The sequence below is a fragment of the Erysipelatoclostridium sp. MSK.23.31 genome, assembly GCF_019125875.1.
GTDB classification, from domain to species: domain Bacteria; phylum Bacillota_I; class Bacilli_A; order Erysipelotrichales; family Coprobacillaceae; genus Thomasclavelia; species Thomasclavelia ramosa.
Genome location: NZ_JAHOCB010000032.1, coordinates 1 through 25078, shown reverse-complemented (window position 1 = coordinate 25078; position 25078 = coordinate 1). Strand labels below are relative to the sequence as shown.

The 25078-nt window shown below is 31.5% G+C and carries 24 protein-coding genes and 1 pseudogene; all 25 read right to left on the bottom strand.

Annotation, left to right across the window (positions count from 1 at the left end):
- Positions 1 to 79: 79 nt before the first annotated feature.
- The 25 genes and pseudogenes from KSU54_RS13320 to KSU54_RS13205 all read right to left on the bottom strand — a co-directional run bounded on the left by KSU54_RS13320 (position 80) and on the right by KSU54_RS13205 (position 24842).
- Positions 80 to 307 (bottom strand): hypothetical protein, encoded by a 228-nt coding sequence (locus KSU54_RS13320; protein ID WP_029481898.1) that lies wholly within the window; start codon positions 305 to 307, stop codon positions 80 to 82.
- Positions 308 to 347: 40 nt separating this feature from the next.
- Positions 348 to 536 (bottom strand): ATP-binding cassette domain-containing protein, encoded by a 189-nt coding sequence (locus KSU54_RS13315; protein ID WP_003535017.1) that lies wholly within the window; start codon positions 534 to 536, stop codon positions 348 to 350.
- Between the two features lie 8 nt (positions 537 to 544).
- Positions 545 to 958 carry a DNA helicase UvrA gene (locus KSU54_RS13310; protein WP_117791914.1) on the bottom strand — a complete coding sequence of 138 codons (414 nt, stop codon included), beginning with the start codon at positions 956 to 958 and terminating at the stop codon, positions 545 to 547.
- A gap of 54 nt (positions 959 to 1012) precedes the next feature.
- Positions 1013 to 1984, bottom strand: coding sequence for a serine hydrolase domain-containing protein (locus KSU54_RS13305; RefSeq protein ID WP_117791913.1), 972 nt, complete (start codon positions 1982 to 1984; stop codon positions 1013 to 1015).
- Positions 1985 to 2004: 20 nt separating this feature from the next.
- Positions 2005 to 2832: a MerR family transcriptional regulator gene (locus KSU54_RS13300; RefSeq protein WP_003535022.1), complete on the bottom strand. Its 828-nt coding sequence runs from the start codon at positions 2830 to 2832 to the stop codon at positions 2005 to 2007.
- 105 nt (positions 2833 to 2937) lie between these two features.
- On the bottom strand, positions 2938 to 4410 hold the full coding sequence (locus KSU54_RS13295; RefSeq protein ID WP_003535023.1) for a family 1 glycosylhydrolase: 1473 nt from the start codon (positions 4408 to 4410) through the stop codon (positions 2938 to 2940).
- Between the two features lie 122 nt (positions 4411 to 4532).
- Complete coding sequence (locus KSU54_RS13290) at positions 4533 to 5384, bottom strand: MurR/RpiR family transcriptional regulator (protein WP_008792388.1); 852 nt, start codon at positions 5382 to 5384, stop codon at positions 4533 to 4535.
- Between the two features lie 115 nt (positions 5385 to 5499).
- Positions 5500 to 5775: a hypothetical protein gene (locus tag KSU54_RS13285; RefSeq protein ID WP_003535026.1), complete on the bottom strand. Its 276-nt coding sequence runs from the start codon at positions 5773 to 5775 to the stop codon at positions 5500 to 5502.
- 15 nt (positions 5776 to 5790) lie between these two features.
- A complete protein-coding gene (locus tag KSU54_RS13280) occupies positions 5791 to 7098 on the bottom strand; it encodes a PTS sugar transporter subunit IIC (RefSeq protein WP_003535028.1) in 1308 nt (435 codons plus the stop codon).
- A gap of 406 nt (positions 7099 to 7504) precedes the next feature.
- Positions 7505 to 8983, bottom strand: coding sequence for a 6-phospho-beta-glucosidase (locus KSU54_RS13275; RefSeq protein ID WP_003535030.1), 1479 nt, complete (start codon positions 8981 to 8983; stop codon positions 7505 to 7507).
- Between the two features lie 112 nt (positions 8984 to 9095).
- Positions 9096 to 9536, bottom strand: a complete 441-nt coding sequence (locus KSU54_RS13270) for a flavodoxin (protein ID WP_003535032.1) — start codon at positions 9534 to 9536, stop codon at positions 9096 to 9098.
- A 110-nt stretch (positions 9537 to 9646) separates the two neighbouring features.
- Positions 9647 to 10951 (bottom strand): PTS sugar transporter subunit IIC, encoded by a 1305-nt coding sequence (locus KSU54_RS13265; RefSeq protein WP_008792391.1) that lies wholly within the window; start codon positions 10949 to 10951, stop codon positions 9647 to 9649.
- A 316-nt stretch (positions 10952 to 11267) separates the two neighbouring features.
- A complete protein-coding gene (locus tag KSU54_RS13260; protein WP_003535036.1) occupies positions 11268 to 12299 on the bottom strand; it encodes a Gfo/Idh/MocA family oxidoreductase in 1032 nt (343 codons plus the stop codon).
- Between the two features lie 35 nt (positions 12300 to 12334).
- Positions 12335 to 12763, bottom strand: coding sequence for a heme-binding protein (locus tag KSU54_RS13255; protein ID WP_003535038.1), 429 nt, complete (start codon positions 12761 to 12763; stop codon positions 12335 to 12337).
- A gap of 136 nt (positions 12764 to 12899) precedes the next feature.
- Positions 12900 to 14252 carry an MATE family efflux transporter gene (locus tag KSU54_RS13250; protein ID WP_003535040.1) on the bottom strand — a complete coding sequence of 451 codons (1353 nt, stop codon included), beginning with the start codon at positions 14250 to 14252 and terminating at the stop codon, positions 12900 to 12902.
- A gap of 247 nt (positions 14253 to 14499) precedes the next feature.
- The gene (locus tag KSU54_RS13245; RefSeq protein WP_224209052.1) at positions 14500 to 16059 is read right to left on the bottom strand and encodes a putative ABC exporter domain-containing protein; all 1560 of its coding nucleotides are present in this window, start codon (positions 16057 to 16059) and stop codon (positions 14500 to 14502) included.
- A 1-nt stretch (position 16060) separates the two neighbouring features.
- Positions 16061 to 16753 carry an ABC transporter ATP-binding protein gene (locus KSU54_RS13240; RefSeq protein ID WP_003535043.1) on the bottom strand — a complete coding sequence of 231 codons (693 nt, stop codon included), beginning with the start codon at positions 16751 to 16753 and terminating at the stop codon, positions 16061 to 16063.
- 176 nt (positions 16754 to 16929) lie between these two features.
- Positions 16930 to 17703, bottom strand: a complete 774-nt coding sequence (locus KSU54_RS13235; protein ID WP_003535044.1) for an EFR1 family ferrodoxin — start codon at positions 17701 to 17703, stop codon at positions 16930 to 16932.
- A 163-nt stretch (positions 17704 to 17866) separates the two neighbouring features.
- Complete coding sequence (locus KSU54_RS13230) at positions 17867 to 18844, bottom strand: ParB/RepB/Spo0J family partition protein (RefSeq protein ID WP_003535045.1); 978 nt, start codon at positions 18842 to 18844, stop codon at positions 17867 to 17869.
- Complete coding sequence (locus KSU54_RS13225) at positions 18834 to 19604, bottom strand: ParA family protein (protein ID WP_003535046.1); 771 nt, start codon at positions 19602 to 19604, stop codon at positions 18834 to 18836. The genes KSU54_RS13230 and KSU54_RS13225 overlap by 11 nt, the downstream gene beginning before the upstream one ends.
- Before the next feature lie 16 nt (positions 19605 to 19620).
- Complete coding sequence (locus KSU54_RS13220) at positions 19621 to 20481, bottom strand: phosphatidylserine decarboxylase (RefSeq protein ID WP_003535047.1); 861 nt, start codon at positions 20479 to 20481, stop codon at positions 19621 to 19623.
- On the bottom strand, positions 20478 to 21092 hold the full coding sequence (locus tag KSU54_RS13215; protein ID WP_008792395.1) for a CDP-alcohol phosphatidyltransferase family protein: 615 nt from the start codon (positions 21090 to 21092) through the stop codon (positions 20478 to 20480). Before KSU54_RS13215 ends, KSU54_RS13220 begins: the two co-directional genes overlap by 4 nt.
- A 491-nt stretch (positions 21093 to 21583) precedes the next feature.
- On the bottom strand, positions 21584 to 21769 hold the full coding sequence (locus tag KSU54_RS18960; RefSeq protein ID WP_003535049.1) for a hypothetical protein: 186 nt from the start codon (positions 21767 to 21769) through the stop codon (positions 21584 to 21586).
- Positions 21770 to 21773: 4 nt separating this feature from the next.
- Positions 21774 to 23370, bottom strand: a pseudogene (locus KSU54_RS13210) (PTS transporter subunit EIIC).
- Positions 23371 to 23372: 2 nt separating this feature from the next.
- Positions 23373 to 24842, bottom strand: coding sequence for a glycoside hydrolase family 1 protein (locus KSU54_RS13205; protein ID WP_003535051.1), 1470 nt, complete (start codon positions 24840 to 24842; stop codon positions 23373 to 23375).
- Positions 24843 to 25078: the final 236 nt, after the last annotated feature.

The following is a 25078-nucleotide window of genomic DNA, read 5'->3' as shown; positions in this document are numbered from 1 at the left end:
ATTCACCTAAAAAAAGGAAACCCTAAAATTATATCTTAATACAAAAATTTAAAATAAAATAAACTATCTTAAGAACAGTTTATTTTTTCTCTAATAACTCCGTCGTTTCCCGTATACTCTTTGCTGTAAGGGTCTGAGAAGTTGTAATCATTTCCTTGGGGGTTCCCTGAAATACAACTTTGCCTCCATTTTTACCACCTTCAGGACCAATATCAATGATCCAGTCAGCCTGTTTAATTACATCAAGATTATGTTCAATTATAATAACTGTATTACCGCTATCGACAAGCGAATTAAATAATTTCATCAATTTCGTTATATCGCACGGGTGCAATCCTGTCGTCGGCTCATCTAATATATATATTCCCTTTTTTATTCAAAGCTTGAGCTAACTTGATCCTTTGGATCTCACCACCAGATAAAGCTGTTAAAGACTGACCTAAGGTCATATACGATAATCCCACATCGACTAATTGTTGAAGCTTCTTAGTAATTTTAGCATTATCAAAGAAGTCAAGAACCTCCTCAATTGTCATTACTTCTCCTAATCCCGAACATACTGGGCGGGATCATTAAAAGAAAAACGCGCGGCACTGCCAAAATAAGGCTTACCAATACGAGAAAATAAAATGCGTAAATCAGTATACAAATCACTAATTGTTCCAGCTGTTGAACGAATATTCCCACCCAAAGAAGATTGATCGATAATAACCGCTGGTGACAAATTTTCAATACTTTGAAGATTTGGTTTAACATATTGTGGCAATTTTCCCCTTATAAAAGCCGCAAAAGTTTCATTTAGCTGACGACCTGACTCTGTGGCAATCGTATCAAAAACAATACTAGACTTTCCCGGCCCTGATACCCCAGTAAAGATTACAATTTTATGTTTGGGAATATCTAAATCAATATTTTTAAGATTATTTTGAATCAAACCTCTAATTTTTATTTTGTCCATTATATTCCCCTATTTAAAGAACAGATAACTTTAAAGTTATCTGTTCTTATTTAATTATTCATCAAATAGCGGTTCTAGATATTCTTTAATAAATTCAATTCGATCATTAACATCTGGTTTAAACGTAGCAGTAATCGATATTACTATTTTTTTCATGATATTTACATAAATAACATTTCCCCCATCACCCATTGCCATAAAACCATCTTGATGCAGCCACCATAAATATCCATATGCTAAATTAAGTTCATCATTATAACTTTGTTTTTTTATTGAATCAATAACCCATTGCTTTGAAACAATTTGTTGCTTATTCCATCGTCCTTGATTTAGATATAATTGCCCAATTTTAGCCATCGCCCTAGTTGATAACGTAAGTCCCCATCCTGCTGCATTAATGCCACATGAATCTATCACCCAGCCGTTAATATCTTTAGCTTTAAGAAAAGCTACTTGTTCCTCCTCACTGCTAAAAGTGATTTTATCTTTAACTTCAATTCCAAGTGGTGTAAATAAATATTCAGTAGCAAAATCAAATACTGATCTTCCTGTAGTATTAACTAAAATACCTGATAATATATCTGGCCCAATTAATGGAGCATACTGAAATTTTCCAATTTCACCACAATCACCTAGTAAATTAAGGGAAAAAGTAACCCAGTCTTTACTTGTAAAATATTTAATATAAGAATCTTCTTGATATTTGTAAGGTACAGTCATCGTCATCATATCTCTAATAGTAATTTTTTGAATTGCCAAATTATTGTTTTTTATTACATAATTCGGAAAAAAATCTATAATCTTTTGATCAATTTTTTCTATATAACCTTTATCTAAAGCTATCCCGATTAAAATTGAAATAATACTTTTAGTAACAGAAGCAACATGTACCGTACTATTTACGTTACCCCCATTAAAATAATTTTCATATTTTGTTACACCATTTTTTAATCCAATAATTCCTGTAATATTATCATATTTTGTATTAATGATTTCTTCTAACTGCATTATTTTCTCTTGGTTCATCTAGTTCTCCTTTATTTTCATCAAACTTTAAGCTTACTTACTGGATAATAAACTTCAGTAATAAGTTCTTTGTCACTTGTAACCTGTGATGGATCATTTACATATACTTCATACAAAGGGGCATCATTTTTATAACCTATTTTTTCCGCCCATTCACATTGTTTAATATATACCGAAGACAAATTAGAATAAGAGCCATGAACAACCGTTTTAAGACATGTTCCCGGTACAAATTCTCTAGTTCTATTATTTGTTTCTTGTACAGGAATGGCAAATTCTGTATCTAACCCTTGTAAAGTAAATTCTGAGCTGTGGAAAAGTACCATCGGTGGCGCGGTTACTGTTAACTTATCGGTCATAATTTCTCTAAACAATTGTCCAAAACTATTACTGTATGCTTCAGCAAATTCATCTTCTTGAATCATTTTACGAATATTCAGTAAATTCATAGGCGGTATTTCTACTAGCTGCACATCAATTTTATCTAGATACGACATAATTGATTTTCCTTGTTGGAGAGTTGTGATATCCTCATGCAGCTGCGCTAAAGAATTTTGATAATTTTGGATTTTTAAATCAATCTCCTTTTTCTTTTTCATTAAAGCTTTACATAATTTTTCATCCTGTGCTTCTTCTGTTTCAAGAATTTCTTTAATTTCTTCTAGTGAAAAATTATATGATTTTAAGCGATTAATAAATAACATTGTTTCTAACTGATCAATAGAATAATATCGATAACCATTTTCCAGATTGATCTCATCGGGTAAAATTAGCCCAATTTCAGCATAATATCGTAATGTTTTAGTCGAAACTTGGCATATCTTTGAAAACTCCCCAATTGATAACATAAATTAGTACCTCCTACTAATCTCTATGTTCATCTTACACCTTGCCCTAAGGGGAAAGTCAATGTAATCTAATTAAGTTTTTTATAATCCACAAAAAAGAGGACCTTAGTCCTCAAATAAACATGCTCCATTAGTTTCAATTACCTTTTTATACCAATAAAAACTTTTTTTAGGAATTCGTTTGTATGTTCCCTTACCGTAATCATCAGCATCTACATAAATAAAGCCATATCTTTTACTCATTTGCTTTGTCGATTCTGAAACAATATCAATACATCCCCAAGAAGTATATCCTAAACATTCGACTCCATCAATTTCAATAGCATTAAGCATTTCTTTAAAATGACAATCGAAATAATCAATCCGATATTGGTCATCAATAGTTCCATCAGGTAAAACTACATCCTTTGCACCCAAACCATTTTCTACAATAAATAACGGTTTACGATAACGGTCATATAAATCAACCATTGAAATTCTTAAACCAATTGGATCAATTTGCCAGCCCCATTCACTTGAAGGCAAGTAAGGATTTTTAACTGCTGTGACAGTATTTCCAACTGCTGTATCTAAACCTTCGCTACTAGCAGCTGAACATGATGACATATAGTAACTAAATGATACAAAATCAACAGGATACTTTTTCATCACTTCATCATCACCAGGTTCTTTTACAATTTCTACTCCCTCATTTTTAAATTTTGCTAATAAATAAGCAGGATATTCACCAAATACTTGAGTATCACTATAACAATATGTACCTCTCATATCTTGTTGGGCTTGTAAGACATCTTCTGGTTTGCAACTATAAGGGTAGTATGTCAGTTTAGTCAACATACACCCTACCATTGAATCAGAAATAATTTCATGACAAATTTTTGTTGCTAACGCACTAGCTACAAATTGATGGTGCATTGCTTGAAAAATTACCTGATTCCATTTAATTCCTGGAAAACGATCTTCAATCAAACCACCAGTAGTATAAGGATGACGAATCATACTATCCACTTCATTAAAAGTAAGCCAATATTTAACTTTATTTTTATAACGTTCACAAATTGTTTTTACGAACGTTTCAAAGAATCCAACTAATTTACGATTATACCAGCCATTATATTTTAATACTAAATTTAATGGGGGTTCATAATGTGACATTGTTACAAGTGGTTCAATTCCATACTTTGCACACTCATCAAATACATCATCATAAAATTTTAAGCCCGCTTCATTTGGTTGTTCATCATCACCATTAGGGAAAATTCGCGACCAGGCAATCGACATCCGGTAAACTTTAAACCCCATTTCTGCAAACATTTTAATATCTTCTTTATAATGATAATAAAACTGACTCCCATGCCGTTTTGGATACAAACTATCGTCATCACTTGCTAATGCTTCTTCAATATCTTTACTAGTAATATGATTATGAGCTTTATAATTTTCAACATCAACATCAAGGTGATGACGGGCACAATCAGAAACCGAAATACCTTTTCCACCTTCTTTCCAGCCACCTTCTACTTGATTAGCTGCAGTTGCACCGCCCCATAAAAAACCTTCTGGAAATTTTCTCATCATAACTCCTCCTATATAATTTTATTATAAGTTTTTAATCAGCAGTTGCCCATATCGATATATTGTTTCGGTTAGAATTATCAAATATTATAATTTGTTTTAAGCTTTTTTGAAATTATCAACCATTAGTCATTTTGCCAATCATAGCGCTGCCCAATCAATTCTTCAAGATGCCGTTCTATTTTATCGTAATTATGAACAATTAAAGATGCTACTAAGATATCTAAAATATATAGTGATGACATAGTAAAAATTACTGTTGAAAATTCAAAGGTATTTTCTGTTATCATAATTTGAAAATTATAATCTGTTAGATTCAATAACCGCTTATCAACATTCCCGGTTATTGATAAACTAGGGATATTATATTGTTTTAAACGTTTCGCAGCATCAACCATACTCGGATTTTTACCAGTATGTGATAATAAGATTGAAAATGAAGGAATTTTATCTTGCTGCAATCTTTTACAGTGATTCCACTGGATACTGTTATAAGCATTTGCTGAAATTCCGATTTCGTCAAGTTTGTAACAAATATTACGAGCAATTTCAAAATTGATTCCATCACCGTATAAATCAATTACTTGTGCTCGCTTCATTAAGTTGCTTACGCGAATAACCGTATTACGATCGAGCATGCTGCGAGTATGATCAATAGCACGTGAATAAATTAACGGCATAGTATGAATAATATCGTCAATTCCACTATTTCGACTGAATGGTACTACTTTTAATGAATCCTTTAATTTCATCATTTCAGGATATTCTGATACATAAATAAATTTCATATCAGCATATCCTTTAGTACCTAATTTTTTACATAATCTTGTAATTGTCGATGCACTAGTATAACTTGCATTAGCTAACTCATTAACACTCATTTCCAATAAAGCTTTAGGATTAGCAATAATGTAGTCGACAACTGCTTTTTCTTGATTAGTAAGATTTTCTAGGGTATTCATTTTATCAATAATCATCTCTCTATCCTCGCGTATCTTATTTTTCTTCATTATAATATTTTTATTGACGAAGCAACATTTTTTTCATTTTCTAAAAATTACTAATTAAAAATCCCCAGTTTTAACTGGAGATTTAAAAAATTAATTGAATTAGATAGCAAACATAGAGCACACAAGTCAAAGTTTGCCCAATTTTTTCTGTGATATCAAAAGTAGAATCCTTTTTCCAAACACGATACATCGCAATAGGTGGAAATAAAATAACTAAAAAATATGTGATGATTTTATATTTAGTGAAAGGATGTAATGCTTTTTCATCTGGTTTATTGAGCTCCTCTTTCATCCTTAAAATATTTTGTTGTCGTAGAGTCAATCCCCGATTGTTCTGTTTGATTACTTTTGTTGCCATCTCTATTCTCCTTGATTAATTTTCTTGCTTATTTGCAGCAAAAACAAATGGTAAATAAACGATAAATGATAATACTACACAAAGGGCTTGAGTAATAACTGCCCCAATACTTCCTCCCGAACCTAACCAGGCAATTAGTAATGGTGGAGTAGTCCACGGAACTGCATAAATCATTTTTCCACAGAAACCAATTACTGTCATAAAATATGCAAATGTTGCGGTAATGACAGGTGTTAAAATAAATGGAATCATAAAAATTGGATTTAATACAATTGGCAATCCAAAAGTCATTGTTTCATTAATATTAAATAGCCCAGGGGCTAAAGATAGTTTAGCAATTGTTCGATGGTCGGAACGTTTTGATGCCAGCAGCATAGCAAATAATAGTCCAATCGTACAGCCTGCTCCACCCATTGTTGTAAAACAACTAATAAATGTTTCATTTAAAATAAATTGTGGGGTTTGACCATTAGCTGCAGCATCAGTATTTGCGATAACAGCTTCTAACATGGTTGCTTGATAAACCGGTTTTAATACTTGAGTACCATGGATACCAATAACCCAGAAACAAGTTGAAAGGAAGAATATTAATAAATATCCCGGTAATCCTGTCAAAATACCTCTTAACGGCGCTTGAATCCATGTTGAAATCATATTGTAAATTGAATTCCCTGTTACTTTTGTAAATAAAAGTCCAAAGGCCGAAATAATCAAAATTGTAAGTACTGCCGGAAATAATGCATTAAATGCTGATGAAACATTTGATGGCACTGATTCGGGCATTTTAATTGCTAATTTTCCACTATCTGCTAAGCGACAATATATTTCCATTGAAACAATAGCTACGATCATTCCTAAAAATAATCCTTGTGCATTAGTAAACTCACGCGGCAATACATTGACTACTTCAACTAAATCAGTTACTCCCTCAACTGCAACTTTAGTAAACGAATCGCACAAAGATACATATGCAGAAATTGCAACAACTGGTGCCACTGTCTCTTTATGTCCTAATTGTTTAGCCATTTCAATTGCTATTAACACTACTGTACCAATCGTAAAGAAATTTAAAGTAGCGTAATTAGCTGCGGTAAATAATGGTGTCAATTCTTCAAGCCAAGCAAATCCATCAATTTTAGCTAAGCTGATTCCTGTAGTAGTTGTACTACACACAACATTACTAAACAGCGTACAAAATGCTCCCGTAATAATAATTGGCAGCAAAGCAGTAAATGCATTTTTAATCGCTGTCATATGACGTTGATTAGAAATTTTTGAAGCGACCTTTAATAGCCCCTCGGTAAGACGATCAGTCATACTCATAACTCTTTCTCCTTTTATCAATTAAAATTTTATTGTGCACAAAATTTAATTTATAGAATGATTGTAACCGCTAACAAATTTTAGTTCTACCGTAGAAAATTGCTTTGGTTGAAAAACGTCAAGATATTCAATATTTAGTTTTACTTTTTGAAAATTTCGTTCAAAATTTAATAAATAAAAACTATTAAAACTTTCTCTCTAACAGCCAACTCAATCTAAATTTATTTACTATCCTTCACAATTACCTGTTTTAAAATATCTTATTCTAAGCCGATTACTTTTCCTAATTTGAGTCCAATCCTCATACCTTCAGTTATACCTCTTTGAATCCATTATCATGATGCTTATCTTTAATTGTAATCATTTTTTATAAACAACTTGAATCATAAAATAATAAAAAGAGGACTTAGTCCTCTAGTATAGATGCCCCATTTGTCGCAATAACTTGTTTATACCAGTCAAACGAATCTTTTTTATAACGTTTATATGAACCATTACCATAATCATCCACATCAACATACACAAAACCATAACGTTTAGACATTTGGTTTGTTGAATTAGATACCAAATCAATACATCCCCATGTGGTATAACCCATTAGCTCAACACCATCTTCATGAATGGCTTCATACATTGCTTGACAATGTTGTTTTAAATAATCAATTCGATAATCATCATGTACCTTGCCATCAATCAATTCATCTTTAGCCCCCAAGCCATTTTCTACAATAAATAACGGTTTACGATAACGATCGTATAGATCAACTAATGATACTCTTAAACCAATTGGATCAATTTGCCAACCCCAATCAGAACTAGGAATATGAGGATTTTTAATTGCAGTTACAGTATTACCTGCAGTTTTATTTAATCCAGTATCATCTTTAGCCACACAGCTAGATGAATAATAACTAAATGAAATAAAATCAACTGGATATTCTTTCATAATTCTTAAATCTTCTTCTGTCATATTAATATTGAAGCCCTTATTTTTATACATACTTAATAAATATGCTGGATACTCACCATGAACTTGGGTATCAGAGAAACAGTAAATTGAGCGCATTCTTTGTTGTGCTTCTAAAACATCTTCAGGTTTGCATGTATATGGATAATACGTTAATTTAGTCAACATACACCCCACTTTTGCATCAGGAATATTATCATGAGTGACCTTAGTCGCTAAAGCACTAGCAACAAATTGATGGTGCATAGCCTGAAAACATACTTCTTCAAATTCTTCCGGTTTAAATCTTGATTCAATCAAACCACCAGTCATAAATGGATGTCTAATAATTGAATCTATCTCATTAAATGTAAGCCAATATTTAACTTTATTTTTATAACGTCTAGTTATTACATCAACATATCTAACAAAAAAATCTATTGCTCGACGATCATACCAGCCATTATACTTTCTTGCAAACTCTAGTGGTGGTTCATAGTGTGACATTGTTACTAATGGTTCAATTCCATACTTTGCACACTCGTCAAATATGTCATCATAGAATTTTAATCCCGCTTCATTAGGTACTAATTCATCACCATTGGGAAATATCCGACTCCAGGCAATTGACAAACGATAAACCTTAAATCCCATTTCCCCTAATAATTTAATATCTTCTTTCCAGTGATGATAAAAATCACTAGCATGTCGTTTGGGATAATAAACTTCATCATCCGTTGCTAATGCCTGATCAATCATTTCATCAGTAATATCACATAATCCATGTACATCAGTTAACTCTTTTAAACTTTTAGGATCCGTAAATAATGCCACGTCACTTACCGAAATACCTTTTCCACCTTCTTTCCAACCACCTTCAAATTGATTAGCAGCAGTGGCACCACCCCATAAAAATCCTTCAGGAAATTGTTTTGTCATTTTATCGACCTCCGTATTCTAATTTATTTTAATGTTAGCACTATTGATTATTAATTTCTTATTTGTTTCATCTTATGAAAAACAAAAGCAGTAGATTTTTCTACCACTTTCGTTAATCAATATAATTATTTAATAATCTGCCATCAGCAAAATTAAGCTCCGGATAATGAGCTTTTAAATTTTCTACAACATTACTGATACCGCTACCTCCAGATGTAGCGAAAGGTACAATTTGTTTTTTAGAAAAATTATAACTTTCCAAAAAGGTATCAATAATTCGAGGTTCAACATACCACCAGATTGGAAAACCTAGATAGATTATCTCATATTGATCAAGATTATCCAATTTGTTTAAAATCTCTGGTCTACAGCTTTGCGCCTTCATTTCTAAAGAACTGCGACTATTATCATCCATCCAATTTAAATCAGCACTTGTATACTCGATCTTTGGACAAATTTCAAATAATTCCGCTAATTCTTCTTGAGCCAGTCTAAGTGCGACTTTTTTTGTAACACCACTAGCACTAAAATACGCAACTAATTTCTTACTCATACATTTCCTCCTAAACAATAATAAAGGTATATCTCTATACCTTTATTATAAGATGACTTTAAATAAAGTCTAATACTTAGTTTTTATTAGTAGTAATGCTTATTAAGCATCTATGCTGTTTGTTCAATTTGTGCCTGTTGTTTTTCATATAGCTTAACAAAAGGTAAATAGATCAATGCAGATAAAATGATTCCTGCTAATTGACAAATTGGCGCCATAAAATTACCCCCAGATCCTAAAAATGCAATTAACAACGGTGGCATTGTCCACGGTAAATCGACATACATAATTGGACAAATATGAAGCATTGTAAGAACATAACCAAAAATAACAGTAACTAGCGGTGCTAAAATAAATGGGATGATTAAAGTTGGATTCATTACAATAGGAACCCCAAACATACTAACTTCACCAATATTAAATAATTCAGGTACTAAAGCAATTCGTGCAATTGATTTATTTTCTGGACGTTTACAAACTATTAACATAGCTATCGTCAAACCTAACATACATCCTGTTCCACCAGTGGCGAAGAAAGCCCGATGAAATGTATTATTGACAATATTACTTGGCTCCAACCCTGCTTTAATTGCATCAAGATTTTCAACAGCTAAAGTTGTTAAAATAGGATTGAAAACACCACCAATCATGTTATCACCATGTAATCCAATTGACCAAAATACTAAACTAATAAACATAAATGTTAGTACACCCGGTAAAGAACCACCTATATATAGTAATGGCTTTTGAATAACATTAAAAATAACATCATTAATGTAGACTCCCGATACCGCATTTACCCCCAAACCAACTAAAGAAATAATCAAAATTTCAATAAATGCAGGTACTAAATATTCAAATGATTTAGCAATTTGTGGTGGTACTTGATCTGGTAATTTGATTTTTAACTTATCAAGTTTAAATAATCCACAAAATAATTCTACTGCCACTATCGCTACGATCATTCCTGTAAATAGTCCTTGACTCCCTAATGAACTAGTAAAGATTCCACTCACAGTTTGAATTAATTCACCTCCCGCTTTAATATCTAATGATGTTTGAGTTACAGTTAATAATGAAACGACTGCTAATAAACCACAAAACATTGGACTGCTTTTTCGACTTGTTCCAATTTCACCACCAACTAAAAATGTGATTGCAACACTGATACATCCAATTGTCGCAAAATTTAGTGCATTAAAAGCTGGATTTAAAAAACTTAAATTCATTACCGCTGGTACTAAGGCCCCTAATCCCGTGGTATCATTACAAATAACATTTGACCATAATACACCAATTGCTCCAATAATAGTAAATGGAACAAAAGTCTGAAATGCATTCTTGATTGATGAAAGATAACGATTTTCAGCAGCAAAAACGCCTACTTTCATCAATATATCTTGAAATTTATCCATAAAATTCTTCTCCTCTTTTAAAAACATTGTACTTAATCTTCGCTAGCAGATAATTAAGTTTTTTCAAGCCATATTCATCTTAGCAAAAAAATAATCATAAATAATAAATTGTCTAGATACAGGAATAAAAGTTCAATTATTTAGATTTATCAGTAAAATATTTCGTACTTTTAGTCCTATTTAAGTTTTCAAATCTTTAGTAAATAATTAGATACTCAATTAGTTTTACACAAATTGTAATGTACTATTAAAATCGTATAAAATAAAAAAGATTACTCGACTGAGTAATCTTTACAACCTAAAAACAAATAAATTATTATTTTAACTTTGAAATACCTGTTTCCAATATTTCCATTTGTAATAATGTTTGTTCATGAGTAATAATCTGAGGCTGATGCTTAACAATACAATCATAGATACCATCATACACTCGGGCATAGTCCCCTGTTACACTAACCACTTTTTCTTCGTGATAAAAACCATCTTGATCATAATAGATAAGGGTACCATAATGCTCCGGTGTATCAACTCCAAAATCTTTATTCGTCGGCATATAAAATAATTTTAAATGTTCTTCTTGACGATCCTTGCTCTGTTTAATAAACATTCCCTTCTTACCATATACAACAAAACTAGGTCTTTCTTTAACTCTAAAATAACTTGATTTAACAGACACTTTCAACGTTCCATAATACATATCTAGATCAAAATAATCATTAAAACGCCCCTCTCCTAATAATTGACGAACATCATAATTAATTGTATCAGGTTTTCCAAAATAACTAATAACCTGATCTAATGTATGGCAACCATGCCCATATAAATATGACATTGCAGGATCAAAATGATTGATTTTTTCTGGAACCTCCGGACGATAATAATCAAAATGCATTTCTAATTCTAATAAATCTCCTAATTTCCCACTCTCTATTACTTTTTGTACCGTTAAAAAATCACTGTCATAGCGCCTATTTTGATATGCTGAGCAATACAGCCCTTTCTCATCAGCAAGAGCAAAAATCTCTTTAGCCTGTGCACTATTTTCCATGAATGGTTTCTCAACTAAACAATGCTTTCCAGCATTTAAGACCATTTTTGCATAATCATAGTGTAAGTGATGAGCTGTACAAATAACGACCATATCTATTTTAGGATCATTCAATATCTTATTAACATCCTCAACATACTCAACTCCATCAATAGTTTTCCATAAATCATGTCTAATCCTAATATCAAATATCTTTTTAACAATAAACTTATCTGATCTTTGTAAGACAAAAGGTAAATGGTAACGATTAGCACTTTTGCCATTCCCAATATAAGCTAAAACTAATCTATTATTAATCATTTTCAGATACTACTCCTTTCTATTATTCATAATATTTATATTTTATTTTTCTCATCATGATATTTTGATAAAACATCAACAATTATTTGGTGATCCTCATTATGAGCTAATCCAGATACAATAACACTTCCAATCATCCCTTTACCAACAATAATAGGATAAGCACCACCACATATCACATATCTTTCATCATTAGTGTATTGCTGATAACAATGACTTCGTTCATTCTCTTGCCAAATTTGATAAGTTGGCAATTTAAATAGTTCTACTGTGTTTTGTTTACGATTTAACCATTGATCACCTTTTTTGCCATTCATCAAATATTGAAAAACAATATCTTGATTTAAAACAATTCTGATTCTAATATTTTTTAAGTTTTCTTTTTTTACTTTTTCAACTAAATTACAACCAAGCAAAAAAGCATCTTCATTATCAAACTTATTAAAAGCAATTAGTTTTTCCATTTTATCACCCCATTTATTTATATCATAAATATTTAGAGGTTTTGTTTATTCCCCTTATTTAGTATCTAAAGTTCTATTTTAAAACCATAAATAACAATTTATAAGTACCTTTAGACCTAAATAAAAAGGAGTTTAATTAAACTCCCACTAAATTATTAAATTTCTTTTTCTTAGTAACAAAATATGCAATTATAATTGATGAAGCTGTTAAAGCCCAGCTAATTGGATAAATAATCAATAACATATTATATGTATTGAAATGCGGGAAGACTAAAAACATATAACCTAACCGAACCCCGCAAGTAAAAATAACACATAATAATGTTGAAATCATAGGACTGCCTAACCCCCTTAGACTACCTGACATAATTTCTATTGTCATATTTAAAACTTCAAAAATTAATATATATGTCATTCTGATTGTCGCCAACTCGACAATTTTAGGATTTGAGGTAAATATACCTGCAAAGAACCGATCAAAAACAATAAATATCATACTTAATGAGACTGTAAAAATAGTCCCTAAGATCATACAGCCTCGAGTAGATTTGATACATCTTTTATAGTTGCCTGCTCCATAATTTTGACTATTGAATGTAATACTAGCTTGTGAAAATCCAGTTATTAAATAGTATACATAAATTTCAAAATTCAAACCAACTGTTGAAGCCGCAACAACATCAGCTCCTAAACTGTTTATTCCTGATTGAATAATAATATTAGAAACATTAAATAACATCCCTTGAATAGCTGCAGGAATCCCAGTAAATAAGATATCTTTAGTAATAGTCTTATCTATTTTTAGTTTTTCTAACGATAATTTCAATGGTCCCTGTTCTTTAGTTAAGATATAAAATAATAATAAAGCACTAGTTGCATCTGCAATCAGTGTTGCTAATGCTACTCCTGCAACATCTAATTTACAAACAACAACGAAAAATAGTCCTAAAGTAACATTTACAACACCAGAAATCAATAAGCAGTATAGTGGTCGTTTTGTATCTCCACCGGCCCTTAGTATTGCTGCTTCAAAATTATAAATCGTTAAAAAAATCATTCCAATAAACGTAATTCGTAAAAACAAAGCAGCTTGATCGAGTACTTCTTTTGGTGTTGACATAATTTTCAATAGCCAGACTGCAATAACTTCACCAATTAAAGCAATGACAATCCCACTAATAATCGAAAGTAATATTGAAGTATGCACTGCTTTACTAGTATCTTTTTCATTTTGAGCCCCTAAAAACCGCGAAATAACAACATTTGCTCCGATTGATAAACCAACAAATATTGTAATAAATAAATTAGTAATCGGGCTAGTACTCCCAACCGCTGCCAAAGCATTACTTCCTGAAAAATGTCCTACAACAGCAACATCTGCAGAATTAAATAACTGCTGCAACACACTTGTTGCTGCCAACGGTAATGCAAATGCCAGTATTTTATCCCAAATACTTCCGTTCAAAATATCAATTCTCTTTTTTTCCATAATAAATCCCCCAATTTTCTCACTTATTATAAATCTTCTACTATACTTTAAGGCAAGGGATTTTCAAAAACTGAAAAGAAGCTTATTTTCCAAGTTTTACTTTATCTAAAAATAAAACGTAGCACTTATTCAACTACGTTTTATGAATACTTCATTATATACAATTTTAATAACAGTAAATAGTTAATATATCTGTAATATCAAAATTAAAAAGGTATTGATCAAAACTAATCAATACCCATATTATTTATTCACTTTTTAATTCTCGTCCATTCATCATATTACGACATCCATATAAAATCAAAAACGATATTGCAAAGTTTACAAATAGTGCAACATAGCTAGCTGCCATCATCGCCACGGTAGTGCCGCTATTCAACAAGATGGCAGTAGTGATTACAGCACTTGGAATCGCACCAATCAACATCACTATCATTCGCATAAAATTCTCCATCATTGGTGAAGTTCGACTCTTTAAAAGTCTAACAGATAGTACACTTCCACTAATAAAGATACTAGTATAACCAATAACATTTAATAGATAGACAATGATCATCATTAGACTTTGATGATAATATAGGCCCATTGCAATAAAAGAAACAGCTGCAACAACAAATATCTTTATAAATGTTGGAATGATTACCGCAATCAATTTACTAAACGGCTTATCAGGAATTAAATAAATTTGATAATTTTTTAATTCTTTAGATAAATCTGAATTTTGTAAAGAAGAAAAAATCCAAATTACCATCATATAAATAAACATTCCAAACCCAACGTCAACTGCTATTGTTACTGCAATATATATTCCAATTGAAATCAAATCACTAACACTAATAAAACTATTAGTTTTACGCATTAATAAAATATTTTTTGACATTACAGCATAAGCCCCTTGGCGAAACTCCCCCTTAATCCCAAGCTTTACTTTCTTATTTCTTAAAGCCTCCTGATCTCCGGCTTTGGCCGCTTTCATTCGTTTTGATAAATCTAGAGAATCTTGTAAAGCCTGTTCATAAAAATTACCTCGATAACCAATAAATAAAACATATACTAAGATTACAGCTCCACACAACAAAAGATATCCTAATGTTACTAACAAATAGTTATGCTCAACATAAGCAATCAAAGCTAACTTCATCCACCCAAAAATAGGAACTACATAAAATAAATTTGATTGCACAAAATCCATAAACAAAGTATGATAATTACCCGTTTGAAGATATAAAACCAAAACGATAATTACAACAAAAGCAATAATAATACCAGGAATGATTTTCGAATACTTACGATATTTCTTATCCCCAATTGATAAAACATAAAGATAATCTGTTAATAATAAGAAAAACAAAACAGTGATAACAGATGCTAAGTAAGCTAGCACAATAAAAATAAAATTAAATCCGGCACCACCGCTAAATGCAGCTAAAAATACTAAACTAATCAAAGCAAGTAGAAAGGCCTGAATAATTGTTTGGAAAGTTAAATAGCTCATTACTTGTCTTCTAGTAAAAGGACCTGTAAAAAGATAGAATGCATCCTCACCTGTAAATAAAGCTTTTTTTGACTGCATCAATGTTGCAAATAGCATAATTGCTTGAAAACCAATTAATAATAAAATTCCCATGTGCAAATCTATATTATTAACAGCCATAATTTGACCTGCATCCACATTGAATAAACTAACGATCATTGCACCATAGAATAGAATCATAATAATAACAAATACTCCACTTGCTTTACGTTTAAATAAGTTTCTGATTGTCCCTTTGATTTTTAATAACCATAGTTTTAATAACGGTTTCATCTTACTCACCATCCGTTAACTCAAAGAAATATTGTTTTAACGATTCATCTTCTAATTCATCACGTAAAACGTGTTTAATAATTTTACCTTTATTCATAATATAAGCTTCATCATAAATATCCTTAATAATATCAATGATATGGGTACTAACAAAAACTGCACAACCTTCTTCCTTTAGCAACGTAAAAATTTTTAAAACATCTTCAATACTAGCTGGATCTAATCCCACCATCGGTTCATCGACTAATAAAGCTTGTGGCTGGATTAAAAGTGCTAATAACATACTCAGCTTCTGTGTCATCCCTTTGGATAACTCTTTAGCCATGCTTTTCCTTTTCCCTGTTAATTTAAATAATTCAAGATATTTATTCGCAATCTCGTGATAATTGTCTACTCGATACGCATTTCCAATAAAATCAATATGCTCATCAATAGTAAGCAGATCATACAAAATCGGTGTTTCTGGAACATATCCAAAACAACGTTTAGCCTCAATACTATCATTAGGATAACCACAAATTTTAATCTCTCCATCAAATTTCAAAAGATTAGCAATACTTTTGATCGTTGTTGATTTACCAGCCCCATTTGGTCCAAGTAAGATTGTGACTTTTCCCCCTTTAGCAACTAAATCAACATTATCAACAGCTCTAAAGCCATCATAAATTTTTGTTAAACCATTTACTTCAATCATTTCAAATTCCCCCTAGTCTATATATTCACTATACTCTAACGACCTAGGGCACTGTCAACCATTCATGCAATAATTAATACTTTTTAAGAAAATGGCACTAAATAGCTATACTCACCAAATAAATTATTGTGCTTAAATATAATAAACAGCTATTTTAAATATCAACAATAAGAAGCTTACTCTACAAATTCATTATACTTTTGCTTGATAATATCTGTTAAACGGACATCTGGATGATGATATTTCTCTCTTCTTTCAATTTCTTTTTCTTTAGACATATATATCGCTGCTGTTGGACACCAATGAAAACACGCTAAACAGGTCATACAATTATCTTTAATTTTAATTTTTCCTTCAATCAACTCAATATTATTCATTGGACAAACTTTTATACATGTTTGGCACCCGATACACTTCTCGTCAACTTTAATTCCACGCATATTACAAGCTTTATATACTGCAGAATTTTCAACTTCAGGTAATAATGAATAATCTATCTTATCTTGTTCTATTATTGATTTTACAAGTTTTTTGATATTTGTCTTTTGATTAGCTAATGTGTCTTTTATTTGTTCAACAGTACTCAAATAACTATTACCAGGCATTGGGATTCCCTTACTTAGTGCTAAACTTAAATTTTTTTCTTGTAAAAGATTATCAAATCTTTTTGCTACATCTCCGGGATGTCCTCTATATGTTGTGAATATAAAAATATAAGTATTCTGCTTAAATTTCATTTTTCTAATAGTATCCCTTATAAGATATGGCATATCCCCATAGTATATTGGAAAAACAAACCCCACTCGCTCATAATCAACTTCGATATCTTGTTTATTGTGAAGTGCTGCAAGCGATATAACATCACATTGCCCATCAAGAGATGCTGCTAATAGTTTTGCTGTTGTCAAACTATTGCCGGTTGCTGAAAAATAATAGATTCCTGTCTTCATATTAACCCCCTATAAATACTTTACTACTTTTAGAATTCTTAATTATAAGTATAACCAAATTAACTAATTTTGATAGTATTCTTTCAAACACAGAAAAAGAGGGGCTCATGTTTTTATGAACTCCTCACGTGTCATCAAATACTTAACTTAATGATATCGAAGCTTAACTTTCCTCAATTACTCCCATTAACTCTAAAATCCGATTTAAATCTTTAGTATCAGTATATTTGATTGTTACAGCCTTTTCATCAACCTTGATCTTAGTTCTAAATTTCTTTCTTAATAACCCTTCAACATAGACATATTCCTTTGGTTTTTCAACTTTAGGACGATCTTTACGACTATTGCCTAATTCAATTCCCTTAACAATGTTTTCAACATCACGAACTGATAAGCCTTCTTCAATACAACGAGCAGCTAAACTTTCGGCTTTTTCTTGAGGAAGAGTAATTAAACAACGAGCATGCCCCATTGTAATTTTTCCTTCAAGTACATAATTTTGAATCATTTCAGGTAATTGTAATAATCTTAACGTATTTGCAATATAACTTCTTGATTTACCAATTCTTTTAGCTAATTCATCTTGCTTAAGATTCAATCTCTCCATCATCATTTGGTAGGCTTTAGCTTCTTCAATAGAATTTAAATTCTCTCTTTGAATATTTTCCAATAATGCAATTTCCATCATTTGTTGATCTGTAAAATCTACAATAATTGCAGGTATTTCTACTAATCCCGCAATTTTAGCCGCCCGACATCTTCTTTCACCAGCCACAATTTCATATCCCTGGATTGATTTCTTTAAAATCACCGGTTGAAAAACACCGTGTTCTTTAATCGAAATTGCAAGTTCTTGTAGCTTTTCTTCATCAAATAATTTACGAGGCTGATAAGGATTAGGACGAATTTCTTCTAAAGAAACTGTTATCTGTTTTGATTCAGGTGTATTTTTTTCAATATCATCAATCAAAGTACTAATATCTCCACCAAAAATAGCATCTAACCCTTTACCTAACTTTTTATTTTTAGTTGTTGCCGGCTTACGAGCAGCAGGCTTTTTAGTTGTAGTTACTGTTTTCTTAGTTGCTGTTTTTTTAGCCGCCATCTTTGCTGGGGCACTTTTTGTTGTATTATTTGGCATTTCGTTTACACACTTCCTTTGCAAAATCTCGATAAGCGCGAGCTCCTTCAGAATTATTATCATAATCAAAAATAGCTAGTCCTTCAGAAGGGGCCTCTGATAATTTAATATTTCTTGGAATCGCTGTTTTATAAACTTTTTCTTTAAAATATTTGCGTACTTCCTGTGATACTTCAACCCCTAAATTGGTTCTTTGATCAAGCATTGTTAGTAATACTCCTTCAATTGTTAATTGTGGGTTGAAAACACTTTGAGTTAATAAAACAGTATTTAATAATTGTGTCAATCCTTCTAATGCATAATACTCACACTGAACTGGTATTAAAACCGAATTACACGCAGTAAGTGCATTTGTATTTAATAAACCTAATGCTGGTGGACAATCAATAATAATATAATCGTATCTATCCTTTATTTTATCAAGCGCTTTTTTTAAGCGTTGTTCACGACCTTTTTTTACGTTCGCTAATTCAAGATCCGCCCCTGCTAGATCAATACTACCTGGTGCTACATCTAATTTAGCAATATATGAAGGAACGATAACATCATTAATATTACACTCTTCAACAATTATATTGTATGTTGATAATTCAATATGATCGCGGTCAATTCCAATCCCTTGAGTTGCGTTAGCCTGTGGATCCATGTCCACAAGAAGAACCCGATTTTTAGCATTTGCTAGAGCGGCCGCTAAATTAATACTCGTCGTAGTCTTACCAACGCCACCTTTTTGGTTTGTAATCGCAATTATCTTTGTCATTATTTAGCCTCCCTCATTAATATTTCTTCCCAATAGTTTCACCTAGTTTAACTACGGTCTCTTTATCATTCATACTATTTTCAATTATATCGTTATCAATAACAACTTGATTTTCTTTTAATAAAATAATTACTGTTGAACCGCCAAATTCAAAGTAACCTTTTTCTTCACCTTTAAAACATTGTTTCTTATCATGGTTAACGATTCTACCAACCATCATCGCACCAACTTCCATTTGAATCATTTTACCAAAATTTTTAGATTCAATTATCGTATAGCTGCGACTATTCTGCTTATAAATCGGATAATAATCATTAGCAATAGGATTAACTGTATGAAATCTACCTTTAATATATTTATTTCCTATAATTTTCCCATCATCAATAAAACTATAACGATGATAATCATCTACTGTCAATCTAAAAATCATCCAATAACCATTCATATATTCCTTAGCTAACTCATCGTCTTCTAATAATTCCCCCAATGAATACCTTGTATCTTTAATCATAAAACGGCTATCTTGATCAATTTTATAACATGATAACTTAGAATCAGCTGGGCTAATCAAAACATTATCATCAGCTAAAAAAGGGCGTTTTCCATCAACTATTTTACGAGTAAAAAAGTCATTATAACTCTTAAACTCTCTTTGTTCATACTGCGACATATCTATTTTATTTTCTTTAATAAACGGTGCAATTCTTCGTTTTGATAAACTAGAATTCATATACCAGCCACCTAAATCACTAACAAACTTGCATACAAGGATTTTTAAAGCACATCTACCAAGAAATGTGCCATAAAGTTTCTTTAATAAGTTATTTTGGCCCTCACCGTTAGTTTGAACATTCCCTAAACGATCAACGACTATCATTTTGTCACCACGATTTGAATCAACTCTACAATAACTAATACCCCTAAAGCCGCTAAGCCTTTTGACTGTACTTTAGGAACTTTAAAATCAACAATAAATAAAATCCCTGTAATCAACATCAAAGCACCATAAAGATAATCCAACTGAAAAATAACATATCGCAAAGCATATGCCATCGGCAAAATAAATGATGATGTTGTCACTGGCAAGCCTTGATAATACTTTCTCTTTTCTGTTGTTTCTTTTTGTCTTGTCTCTTCTTTAACATTAAAATATGCAAGTCTAATAACCGCAGCTAGAACATAAAATATCTCTATTGCTAGCCATCCAATTGAACTTAATCCAACATTATACCCTAAAATAGCCGGAAAAACTCCAAACGCCACTAAATCACATAAAGAATCTATCTGGATTCCAAAACGCTTTTCTTCATCTGTACGATTTTTCTTACTACGTGCTACCATACCATCAAAAGTATCACAAATACCACACATAATTAAGCAAATAAATGCCCATTGATACATCCCATTAAAAGATAAATGAATCCCTGCCATTGCAAATATCAATGACAAATATGTAAGAATAACCGTATAACTATAATAACCGATCATTTTTCTACTCCCTAATAAAATTTTCAACAAAAACAGTATAGCACATATTTAACTAATAAGGTACATTAATCTATCTTTTGTCTCTTAATAAATCTAAATTTATTTGATTAATTGATATAAAATAAAGCAATTGAGCAGTTCGCTAATTAAACATATTTTTTAATTATTCTAACCAATTTTTAATTGCCCTATCAATCTTGCACCTCTTAATATTTAGTTACTTCTATGCATTATATCAAAATTTTCTTTTTAAACAATCTTTATTATTATGAGTTATAATTTTTATACTATAGATTTAGTCTCATTTCCAAACTTTTCCTATATATTTATGAAGTGATTTTATTTATATTATTATAAAAGAAAAAATAGGTAAACTGATGAATGATATGCTCCCTTCTAAGTAGACAAGTAAATTAATGACTTGTCACCTAGGAGGGAGCAGTTCAGAACAACTCTTTACCTGCTTTTTATCTAGATGTGTTTATTTAGTTTTAGTTAAAATCAATATTTAGTGTTTGGCCTAACATAACATCCTTATTGATATCCGAATTTAAGCGAGCATCCGGTTTATTTAAAAAGATTACTGAGGTAGTTGAATCGTAATGTTTACTAATTTCATTTAAATCAAATGCTAGCAGGACATCACCTTTATTAACTTTTGCGCCTTGTTTTACCATTGCTTCAAAATACTTCCCCCCCTAATTCCACAGTATCAATACCTACATGAATTAAAAGCTCTACTCCTGATTCCGATTGCATGATTAGTTGGAAATACTGCGTTTACTGTACCATTAAACGGTGCAATAACTTTTCCTTCTGCCGGAATAATTGCAAACCCCTTTCCCATTACTTCCTTTGAAAAAGTTTCATCATTAACATCACTTAGTGAAATTAATTTTCCTGCTATTGGAGAAATTATACCATTTGTTTCAACAATCTCGTCTTTTTCAGTTTTCACAAGAAGCATTGCAATAACAAAAGACGATATAATACTAATCAAGAAAGCAATAATTACATTTGTAACATTTACCTGTAAATAAATTGGTAAACTAACAATACTACTAGAAGCAAATGCTGGCAGTTCAAAACCGGTCATCGAAATAAATGCACCACCCAGTGCTCCACCTAAACAAGCTGATATTAATGCTTTTCTATTGTGGATAAGAACTGTATATAAAGCTGGTTCTGTGATTCCTAAGACAGCTGATATACTTGCAGAAGTTCTAATTGTTCTTTTTTCTTTATTTCTTGTTTTAAAAATCATTGCGGCAACTGCACCAAATTGACCCATTGTAGACATCATCATTGTAGGAAGCAAGAAATCTCCTCCGCGTTCTGCCAAATTTTGAAAAATAACAGGGGTAAATGCCTGATGCATACCTGTAATTACTAACAATGGTCTAATGAATGATAAGATAAATCCCCCAATAAAGCGATTAAATGTAAATAGTCCTCCCACACAATATGAAATAAGTACACCAACATAGTTACCTAGAGGCCCTAACACAACCAGCATTAATGGAGCCATAATTAAAAGTGAAATTGTTGGAGTAAAAATTACTTTTAGTGCATTTGGCATTATTTTATCTACATAACGATATATATAAGATAAAATCCATACTGACAAAATTACCGGTACAACTGAACTAGCATAATTAATCAAAGGTACTGGTAAACCAAAGAATGATAATGATGCTTCTGTATCAGCAACAAGAGTTGTAAAAGTCGGATGAATGAGAGTAGCTGCTAATACAATTGAAATCATTCGATTCGTATTAAAAATCTTTGATGCTGATGCTGCCAACAAGATTGGTAAGAAATAAAATGCAACATCTGCCATCATATTAAATACGATAAAGACACCATTATCTTGAGGAATAATCTCAAATGCTTTAATTAATGCAATGATTGCTTTCAACATACCAGCACTAGCAATTGCAGGAATAACTGGCACAAATACACTTGATAATATATTTAAAAAGCTTTTGACAATTCCTTGTTTCTCTTTTTCTTCTAAATTATCTGCTTCAGAAAAATTGAAATCTTTTTCAATCGTCTGATAAATTTCACTTACCTGTGGTCCAATTACTACCTGTAATTGTTCATTTTTAAACTGCACTTTTAATACATCTTTTAAAGCCTCTAGTTTTTCAATTTCTACTTTAGTATTATCTTTTAAATTCATGCGTAAGCGAGTCATACAGTGCATGATATTTTTTACATTATCTTTACCACCTACATACGCAATGATTTGTTTTCCTAATTCTGTATAAGTCATGATCATTCCCCCTGATTATTTTCTTTTAAAATATTTCCATTTGATTTAATAAACTCTTTCATCCAGTAAAATGATGCTTTGGGATATCTCTTTTTAGAGCCATTTCCTTTATCGTCCATATCCACATAGACCCAGCCATAACGTTTTTTCATCTCACCAGTGCTTAGTGATACTAGATCGATGCCTCCCCACATGGTATATCCTAAAACTGGTACCCTATCAATTTCTACCGCCTTTTTTATTTCTAAGAAATGGTCATTTAGATAATTGATTCTATATGTATCGTTTACAAAATTATTTTCATCCGGTTTATCGACTTCGCCCAAACCATTTTCGACAATAAAAATTGGTTTTTGATAACGATCATACACTTCATTTAACACATATCGTATACTAACTGGATCAATAGGCCATCCCCAGGGTGTAGATTTTAAATATGGATTTTCACCGAATGGTAATGCGATGATTCCTAATTTATCGTCTTTCCCAATCGTTGTTGATCTATAACAGCTAAATGAATAAAAGTCTAAGGTTCCTTCTTTTAAGATTTCTTCATCATTTTCTTCCATTCTTATAGTCACCTTATATTCATCCCAGAAACTTCGTGCAAAGCTTGGATAATAACCTCTAAGCATTACATCTGAAAAATAGAATAGTCTTCTCCTTTGTTTCATCCATGCAAGTTGATCATCAGGATGACACGTTTTAGGATACGATGGACTAGTTGCATACATTGCTCCTAACATTGCTTTTGGCATAATTTTTTTTGCTAAAATTTTAGCCCTGGCACTGGCGATAAACAAATGATGAATTGCCTGCCAAGTAGTTTGAGCATCTGAATTTCTTGTACCCAGATGCGAGAATCCTTGAAGTACATTAAGTTCATTAAACGTAAGCCAGTATTTGACTTTTCCTTTAAACCTTTCAAATAACGCATTACATAACTTTTCATACAAATCAATCATTATTCGATTAGACCAGCCATCATATTTATTAGCAAGATATAAAGGAAGCTCATCATGGCAAATTGTAATCATTGGTTCAATATTGTATTTTAAACATTCATCAATGACATCTTCATAAAACTGTAAACCTTCTTCATTCGGAGTTTTTTCCTCACCAGTAGGATAAATTCTTGTCCAGCAGATTCCAAATCTCATCATTGATAATCCCATTTCTGCTAATAACTTAATATCCTCTTTATAGTGATGATAAAAATCAACCGCATTATGACTAGGATAATAAACATGATCGTGAATACACCCTACTGCACCTTCTGGAAATGATTCTCTATATGCAACTGAACCTAACGTTCCATCCGGCAATCTGTATGTAAGCCTTCTAGGGGTTGTGTACGAACCATCAGTCACAATGTCATGTGTAATGAGTCCTCTTTTTCCTTCATTAAATCCACCTTCATATTGAAAGTCTGCACTGGCACTTCCCCAATACATTTTAAATGGATAATTCATATTTTGTCCTCCTGTACCTGTCTTATCACACTGTTAGTATAATAAAAACCACGCCTAAAAGACGTGGTTTTCTCTGAGGCTATAAGCCTATATTGCTTGCTCGCGTCTCAAGGCGCTGCTTTCTCTTCGTTCAAGCTATCGCTTTTGACTCTCGCCATCCCTCAAAGGGATTTATTTCCTCCTTTCTCCTTTTGTTATCTTCTTCTCTCTTTTTTGTTTTCTTTCTTCATTTCTTT